Below are 8,076 nucleotides of genomic sequence, written 5' to 3'. Positions count from 1 at the left end.
AGGTGTTCAGTGGACGGGTACGAATCAGTCGAGGTCTTGACCATCAGGATGATGGTCAGTTCGCGGCGGCCGTGATGGCCGACAGCCGCGAACATCCATTGTCCGCAGGACATTCATCACTCACCCAAATAACTGTGCAGTTTTCAATGAGCAAACCACAAAAAATCCTGCTGTTTAGGCAGGATTTTTTGTGGTTACCTTACCGCAAGCTGAAACCGCCAAACTGCTATTCGACGATGCAGATAGGGCGGTTTTTTGTTCAAGCCGCTTTTTCGGGGCAGAATGCCCGAAAAGCGGTTTTATATTTTTACTGCAAAGATATAGAGGAATTTAAACTTTTTTTGTCAAAATGTCTCATAGTTTAGACAAATGTTAAACCGCATGATCGGGAGGAAACCCTATGCAGCTAAATATTGAACAAAGAAAAATCATCAATACGAAACCTTCAGGGCAACTATTAGTGAAAGGTGTAGCTGGTTCAGGTAAAACAACCGTATCAATATGCCGAATACCTTTTCTATTGAATCATTACTGCGTTTTCGAAGACGATGCGATACTGATGCTCACCTTTAATAAGACTCTTTCGAGATATATAAAATATCAATATGAAAAAATTGATGATAGTGACCAAATTGATTTTTCGAGTCTAATGGCTGGAGCAAAATCAAAAGTTGAAATTGAGACGGTAGACCGACTTATTTACAGATATTTCCTCAAGTATAAGTCGAAACATAAGATCAACTTAGATATCAATACCGACAGGTCGTTAAAATATCAAATTATTCAATCCTGCATATTTGAATTAAAGAAGAGCTTCCCTGAAGTCAAAATTCTGGATCAAAAATATACGACATTCTTAATCGATGAAATAGACTGGATCAAATCTTGTAACTATATGGAGCTGGAAGAATACCAAAATGCGGATCGACTCGGCAGGACGAATAAGAACCATACTGATGGAGGGCCCCAAAAGCTACATAAGAATTCGGTAACCCGAAGGGCGATCTTTGAGCTAATGCACCTGTTCAACCAGAAATTTTCTGAAAAGGGTTGTATAGATTTGAAAGATGCAGCCATCCTGGCTTTACGGGAAGCCAAGGAACGCGTAGAAAAAATGTATACGCATATTATCGTTGACGAAAGTCAAGATCTGACCCGGGTTCAACTGGAGTTTATTTCATGTTTATATCGTCAAAAAGAGTATTCGAGCATCATGTTTGTCTGTGATACAGCGCAGAGTATTTACGCACATTCGTGGCTCGTCAAAGGCAGGTCCTTCGCCAGCATTGGGTTTGATATGACCGGTAAAAGCTCTTCATTAAGCAAGAACTATCGGACGACTACGCAAATTTCTCAAGCTGCATATAGCTTAATTCAGAGAGACCCCGTGATTTTGGACGATGACAATTTTGTTGCACCTTCCCTGATCGATAGGCAGGGTGGATACCCAGTCTATAGGGCTTTTGATCATCCCTCACAAGAAGCGGCATATGTGGTCGAGGAAATAAAAAACCATCTTTTACGCCAGTACGAATTGAAGGATATAGCAGTCATTGCAAAGAGTAAAAATCAGTTGGCCGCGATGAAGGGGTTTTTTGATCAACATGGCCTTACGGCCATACTGTTCGATCGGAAGGATCTCGATTTTGACGAAAACTCAGTAAAGTTACTCACTATCCATTCCATTAAAGGCTTAGAGTTCAAAGTCGTCTTCATCATCGGTTTAAATGAGAATATCATTCCCTATATCTCCTATCAGGAGCCGGAAGATCAGCAAATCCAGATAACGACCGATCGCAAGCTATTGTATGTTGGCATGACCCGGGCGAACGATTTATTGTATCTGACCTCCGGGGCCATCCCGTCGCGATTCATCGGCGACATTGATCCTAAACTACTCAGGATTTCTGCGTGCAAACAGGCGCACAGCTTTTACCCGGTAAACCTTGAGGACTATAACTTTCAAGAAAAAATCAATAATATTTACTCTAATGAGGAAAAAGTGAGGCAGTGGTTCATTCAAGAGTTGATCAAGTCCTACAAATACCCCGTGAAGCTCTTAGCGGTGGAATATCCTGTTCATTCATTCTCTAGGGTAGGTGCCGTGGATATTGCCGTTTGTGTATATGGAAGGAATGCAGTGCAGATGCCCTTTATCTTTGTGGAGGCTAAAGCGTATGGTACAGATATTCAAAATGGCATAACCCAATTAAAAAAGCTATATGAGTAACGAAAAGAACTGCAGTTATGGTGTCGTGACGAATGGGAGAGAAATGATTGTTCTAAACAGTGATTTCGAGATCATTGAGGATATACCGTCTTTTGATCCCCATATGCTCCCTTCAACATTGGAAAGTTTTAGTTATGTCGATCTAAAACACGGGCATACCTATGTGCTAGAACGAGACAGAATAAATAAAAGTGAGCTTGAGATCACGGATAAGCAGGAGAAAACATTTTACCCTGCCAGCGACACGCAGCAGGTAATCGTATATGGAAATATCGCTGCCGGCCAACCCATTCATATGAACGATGTAGTAGAAGACAGTTTTCACTTGCCTGCTCAATGGTTCAATCCAACGGATGACCTCTTTATGCTGAAGGTAAGAGGCGATAGCATGATCGATGCCAATATCGATGATGGCGACTACGTGGTAATCCGTAAACAGAATAGCGCCAATAATAGGGATATCGTTGCCGTATCCTTAGATGATGATGCGACGCTGAAACGGTTGGTCAAAATGGGCGACACGATCTTGTTAATGCCGGAAAATGAGAAGTATGAGCCGATACCGATCAAGAGTGACCAAGCGAGGATACTTGGGGTGGCTTGTGCCGTGGTAAAGCGGCAGGACTTTTCCTAGATGGCCCATAGAAACAAAATGCCCTGTGAATTACTTTGCACAGGGCATTTGTATTTTTTAAGCGAATCTGATGTTTTTTGTTTTCATATATCGGTTCACAGATTGCAATTTGCAGCGTTTATGCGCTGGCGCTCACGGCGGTGGTATAGATCTTTTCCAGTAAGGTCAGCGCGCCGCGGTAACCGATATAAGAGCGGGCAAGCACGACTTCATAGGAGGTAGGAAATCCAACTTCTACGATGGCGCCTTTTAATTCTTTGACGAGGTCCCGTTCCCAGGTTGTGCCGAAGATGATCGGCGGTTTATGGCCGAAATCACTTTGGCGGATGAGCTGGTGAATGATATGGCTGTCTTCTTGGAAATCCACATCGGTAGCCACATCGTCGGCAATGGTTCGATATTGTTCACGGATCAGTTCCCGGTATTCTTCCGGGGGATTTTCGGTGATGATCTGTTTGCTTGGGATCAGGCCTAACTGATTGACTAAGAATTTGGTCAAGGCGAGATTGTAGGCACTGTCGCCGATGACGGCAAAACGCGCCGGCAAGCCCCACCAGTATTCAGCATAAAAATCGGTGAAGTCCTCCAGGTAGCGATAATAGGTCCCTTCCTCTTTAGCGATAAAGGCTTCGGCTGCAGCTACATCGATGCCTGCGAATTGCGCGACTTGCCGTAAAAAAGCGCTGGTTTCTTTGGCGCCGATGGGGATCACCGGAACGTGCAAGAAGGGTTGTCTGTATTTGGCTTCCAGGTGCTTGGCTGTCTGCAGACCGAGCCAAGGCGAGAGCACCAAATTAAATTGAGCTTTCGGTATGTTCTTCCATTCGGAGGCCCCTCTTGATTCCGGGCCAAAAAGGATATTGACTTTTAGGCCGATGCCTTCCAGGATCCGTTTGATTTCCGTCAGATCGCCCCGCCAGAACGTATTATGATAGGGAAGCAGTGACCAGACGTTGACGGAGCCCTGTTCCCGCGGACCGTCGTAATCGCCGACATACTGATCAATAATCGCTCGGGTCACCAGTTCATGACCGGTAAAATTGTTGCCTTTGAAGCCGCCGGTTTCGGCAAAGACAATGGGAACGCCCTGCACTTGAAATTCCTTGACGACAGAACCGACATCATCGCCGACCAAATCGGAAATGCAGCCCGTTAACACGACAAATAAGTCGGCGTCCAGTATTTGGAGCGAAGCTGCGATTAACTCCCGCAACCGATCGGCTCCGCCGAAGACGACCTCGCGTTCGCTGGCGTTGGTGCTGGGCACAACGGAGCCACCGCCATAGCCGCCGCCTTGAAAGCCATTATAGAAAGCGACGTTCATGAATTGCTTGTCAGCGCAACCGGGGCCACAGTGGGTGATCGGAATCACCCGGGGGATGGCGGAAGCGCTGTGCATCGCTGCAATCGAGCAAACATAGCGGATTTGCTGGATGGAATTGGTTTTGTGTGGTTTGAACGGTAAGGGGACGCCCTGTTCCTCGGTACCTTGGATAGCGATAGTTGTTTCCTTCACAGACATCGGTTTATTCCTCCACATTCAACGGTTTTCTTGCGAGAATAAAGGGATCTTGCTGAGCGAGCCACTCTTTTTTGTACGGTAACGTTACATGGGCCGCCAGATCTTGGTGGAACTTTTTGTGCGACAAAATATCCAGAATTGTTTCTCCCAAATTGATCATGCCCTGGTAGCCAAGGGCATGGTGTTCGTCGCCAAGCGGAGCAGCAGGAATGCCCAGTCGTGAAGCCAGCGGTGCCAATCCATTGTGGCGGATGAGAATAAAGTCGGGCTTTACCCGCTGCAGCAGTCCGTAAAACTGGTATTGCTGGCGGTTGCTTACGCTAAAGGAAGGGACATCGCCATAGTTATCGACGAGGTAGGCCAGTGAATCCTGACGAGGATCCTGGCTGTCGTAGATCGGATCATGGTGGAATACAAGGGAGCCGTTTACTTCGATCCCTAATTCCCGAAGCACGGCGATCAGACCATGGGCATAAGCGGAGCCGGTGGCGACATAGCCTTTTTTTCCCTTAAGCTGCTTGCGCAGTTCCTCTAGGCGGGGTGCTACGCGAGCGTGCTCCTTGGCAATATAAGCTTCTGCTTGTTCTTCGCGGTGGGTGACCCGTGCCAGTTCACGTAGCCAAGCATCGGTGCCGGCAAAACCATAGGGGAGTGGTGCTTTGATTTCCGGTACACCGAACTCCTGTTCCAGGGCTGTAGCCAGGTAGGAAGAAAGCGTATGGCAGAAGCCCACGGTAGCTGCCGCTTCGGACATCTGTTCCAGATCGGCTACGGTGGCTAAGTCAACGACAAAGTTAACCCGCAGGCCGAGCTCTCCCAACATGGGGGTGAAGACATCGGTGCCCCATAGGTTAATGACATTGATGAGGTCCTCTTGTTTTTGGGGGTTTTTTCGGACGATCTGGCGCAAAATGCCATGTTGTGTGGCATCAAACCCGGTGCTCCAGTGTTTGGATTTGAACCCTTCACAATGGAGTGGAATGACGGGGATCTGCAGTTCTTCTTCCAGATGACTGGCTACGCTGTCGACATCATCGCCAATAATGCCGGTGGCACAGGAAGTGCCGATGAATATCGCTTTGGGGCGGTGGCGCTCCCAGGCGTCGCGGATCGACTGTTCGAGTTTCGCTACGCCCCCGAAGACCATGTCCCCTTCTTGCAGATTCGTGCAGATCATACGCAGGTTTTCAACTGGTAAGTTGCGCATGGCGAGACCGTTGCGGTAGATCGAGTTATAGATTACCTGTCCGGCACCGCAGCCGATCGGCGAGTGCTGAATCAGTACGGCATCGCGTACGTTGCCCGCTTGGCATTCCACCATCTGTTCGCTGCAAACGGATCCTTGGGTAAAGGGACCGTGCAGTTCACAAAGCCGGCGGCCCTTTTGCCCACAACTGCTTTCGCAGCCGCCCCGGGCGTAGGCTGACTCATGGGAAAGTTCGGAGGCCTTGCCGTCCCAGGCGATAATGGTGCCAAGGCGTTGTTCTCGTGTTTCTACGACGGTGGTGTCTAGATTGATCCGTGTCATAAAATCCCCCTCTTTGTGTTTAAAAAAATAAAAGGCAACCGCATTTCTTGATGAAATGTAGTTGCCTCTGGATCTCCAGTCAGCAGGGTTGTTCAATTGCAAAGAAAAATTGCCCTTTTCTAATAACATTATCAAAATACCATGGGGAAGGCTGGAATGTCAAGCTGTACAGGCGTCGTGAGACAGTTCGGTCCCGCTTTTCTATTCATCAGTTTGTAAACCAGAAAATTATAAATGGTTGACAATATTCCGAGGGAATCATATAATCTCTGATAGTCTCAAGCTCGGTCATTGTTATATGGAGGTAGCATTCCGATGATTAACGAATTGAAAGCCAAAATATATAACGGATACGAAGTAAGCAAGAACGATGCATTGATGCTTGCAGAGGCTGATCTGGAGGAACTTTGTACTGCTGCCAATGAAATCAGAAGGTATTTTTGCGGCGCTGCCTTTGACTTGTGTACCATCATTAACGGCAAGAGTGGTAAATGCTCAGAAAACTGTAAATTCTGTGCCCAGTCTACCTGCTATGAGACATTGATTGAGGAATACCCCTTGCTTGAGGAAGAACGTCTTATCAAAGGAGCCGTCTATCACCAAAGCAAAGGAATACTTAGGTACTCCGTCGTTACGTCAGGGCGATGCTTGGACGAACAGGAACTGGACGATCTTTGCCAGAGCTATCACCGGATCCGACAGAACTGTGCGATTTCCCTCTGCGCCTCTCATGGATTGCTGACTTATGCCCAGTTTTTAAAGCTTAAAGGGGCCGGCGTTACCCGTTACCACAACAATTTGGAAACTTCACGCAGGAATTTCCCCAATATCTGTACTACCCATACCTATGAAGATAAAATCAATGCGATCAAAGCCGCCCAACAAGCGGGACTGGAAGTATGCAGCGGGGGGATTTTAGGCCTCGGTGAAACGATGGAGGACCGAATTGATATGGTGCTCGATATTCGAGCGCTTGGGATCAAATCGGTACCTGTAAATATTCTCAATCCGATTGCAGGCACGCCCTTTGCAAAACTTGCGGTACTCTCTATGGAAGAAGTTCGTAGAGCCGTTGCGATTTTTCGTTTTATGATCCCTTCGGCGGCAATTCGCCTTGCCGGTGGCAGAGGGCTTTTGACCGATAAGGGCAAAGGTGTATTTCAGTCAGGCGCAAATGCGGCCATCTCCGGTGATATGCTGACAACCGCAGGGATTTGCATTGATGATGATCTCAACATGCTGGACGAATTGTCATACCGGGTGAAAATGCTATAAGTAAGGGCTTATTGATCACCGGTACAGGTACTGGCTTCGGCAAAATCTTTAACATGGCACGTTGGCATCACTGTTCGCCGATCAAATCGCCGTAGGCTTTGGGCGTACGAGAACAGATATTCCAAAAATCACGATAGGCATTGCTGCCGGCAGCCAGTACTGAGTTTTTCTTATCAAGCTGCAATGCATCGCCTTGCAAGGTTGTAATCAGGCCGCCGGCTTCACCGATGATTACTGGGGCCGCCGCAAAATCCCATGGTGACAAGACAAGTTCATAATAAAGTTCGCAGCGGCCACTAGCTACATAACAAATATCTAACGCGGCCGACCCGCTTCTGCGCACATCAAGAGAATGCTCATAGAGGCGTTTGGCCAACAAAAAGGTTTCATCGGTTTTCTCGCGATTATAGGGCGATGTGCCAAAAAGTACGATGCCTTCCTTTAAGCCCTTATTGCTGGAGACGATCGGTCTATCGTTCAGAAACGCCCCTTTTCCGGCTTCCGCATAAAACAATTCATCTAAATAGGGATTATAGACTAAACCAACGATCATCTTGCGATTAAGAGCAAGCCCTAATGAGATCGCACTATGACGGTAGTTCCGGGCAAAGTTGGCTGTTCCGTCGATAGGATCAACGATAAAGCAATAACCATCTGTCAACACACCTGCTTGCTCGCCTTCCTCGCCCAAAAAGCCTGCTTCCGGCAATAGTCTTTGTAGCTCCTTAAAGAGAAAATCCTGTACAGCTACGTCATATTGGGTGACAAAGTTCCCGGGGCCGGATTTTTCTTCGACCTTGGCAATGTCCATATTGGCAGTACGCACTATGTCACCGGCTGATTTGATAATCGCGGACAATTCTTTGATCATCGTCAACACCTATTTT

General features: G+C 47.3%; 7 protein-coding genes. 4 read left to right on the top strand and 3 right to left on the bottom strand.

Annotated elements, in window-relative coordinates; all coding sequences use genetic code 11:
* The 3 genes from EDD73_RS00945 to lexA all read left to right on the top strand — a co-directional run.
* Positions 1 to 365: hypothetical protein (locus EDD73_RS00945; RefSeq protein WP_207668767.1), on the top strand; the 365-nt coding region annotated here is incomplete at its 5' end.
* 35 nt (positions 366 to 400) lie between these two features.
* On the top strand, positions 401 to 2,230 hold the full coding sequence (locus tag EDD73_RS00940) for a 3'-5' exonuclease (RefSeq protein WP_243116745.1): 1,830 nt from the start codon (positions 401 to 403) through the stop codon (positions 2,228 to 2,230).
* 43 nt (positions 2,231 to 2,273) lie between these two features.
* Positions 2,274 to 2,864, top strand: coding sequence for a transcriptional repressor LexA (lexA, locus tag EDD73_RS15155; RefSeq protein WP_243116744.1), 591 nt, complete (start codon positions 2,274 to 2,276; stop codon positions 2,862 to 2,864).
* A 118-nt stretch (positions 2,865 to 2,982) separates the two neighbouring features.
* On the opposite strand, the gene EDD73_RS00935 is transcribed toward lexA, so the two are convergent.
* Positions 2,983 to 4,386 carry a nitrogenase component 1 gene (locus EDD73_RS00935; protein ID WP_131917803.1) on the bottom strand — a complete coding sequence of 468 codons (1,404 nt, stop codon included), beginning with the start codon at positions 4,384 to 4,386 and terminating at the stop codon, positions 2,983 to 2,985.
* A gap of 4 nt (positions 4,387 to 4,390) precedes the next feature.
* Positions 4,391 to 5,914: a nitrogenase component 1 gene (locus EDD73_RS00930; RefSeq protein WP_131917802.1), complete on the bottom strand. Its 1,524-nt coding sequence runs from the start codon at positions 5,912 to 5,914 to the stop codon at positions 4,391 to 4,393.
* Between the two features lie 315 nt (positions 5,915 to 6,229).
* Between EDD73_RS00930 and bioB the strand changes: the two genes are divergently transcribed.
* Positions 6,230 to 7,189: a biotin synthase BioB gene (gene bioB / locus EDD73_RS00925; RefSeq protein ID WP_207668766.1), complete on the top strand. Its 960-nt coding sequence runs from the start codon at positions 6,230 to 6,232 to the stop codon at positions 7,187 to 7,189.
* Between the two features lie 67 nt (positions 7,190 to 7,256).
* Here the strand turns inward: bioB and EDD73_RS00920 are convergent, their stop codons facing one another.
* Complete coding sequence (locus EDD73_RS00920) at positions 7,257 to 8,060, bottom strand: inositol monophosphatase family protein (RefSeq protein WP_131917801.1); 804 nt, start codon at positions 8,058 to 8,060, stop codon at positions 7,257 to 7,259.
* Positions 8,061 to 8,076 lie beyond the last annotated feature (16 nt).

The organism is Heliophilum fasciatum, assembly GCF_004341395.1.
GTDB lineage: Bacteria > Bacillota > Desulfitobacteriia > Heliobacteriales > Heliobacteriaceae > Heliophilum > Heliophilum fasciatum.
Note: the sequence above shows the minus strand (reverse complement) of the source record. Positions and strands in the feature narration are given on the sequence as shown.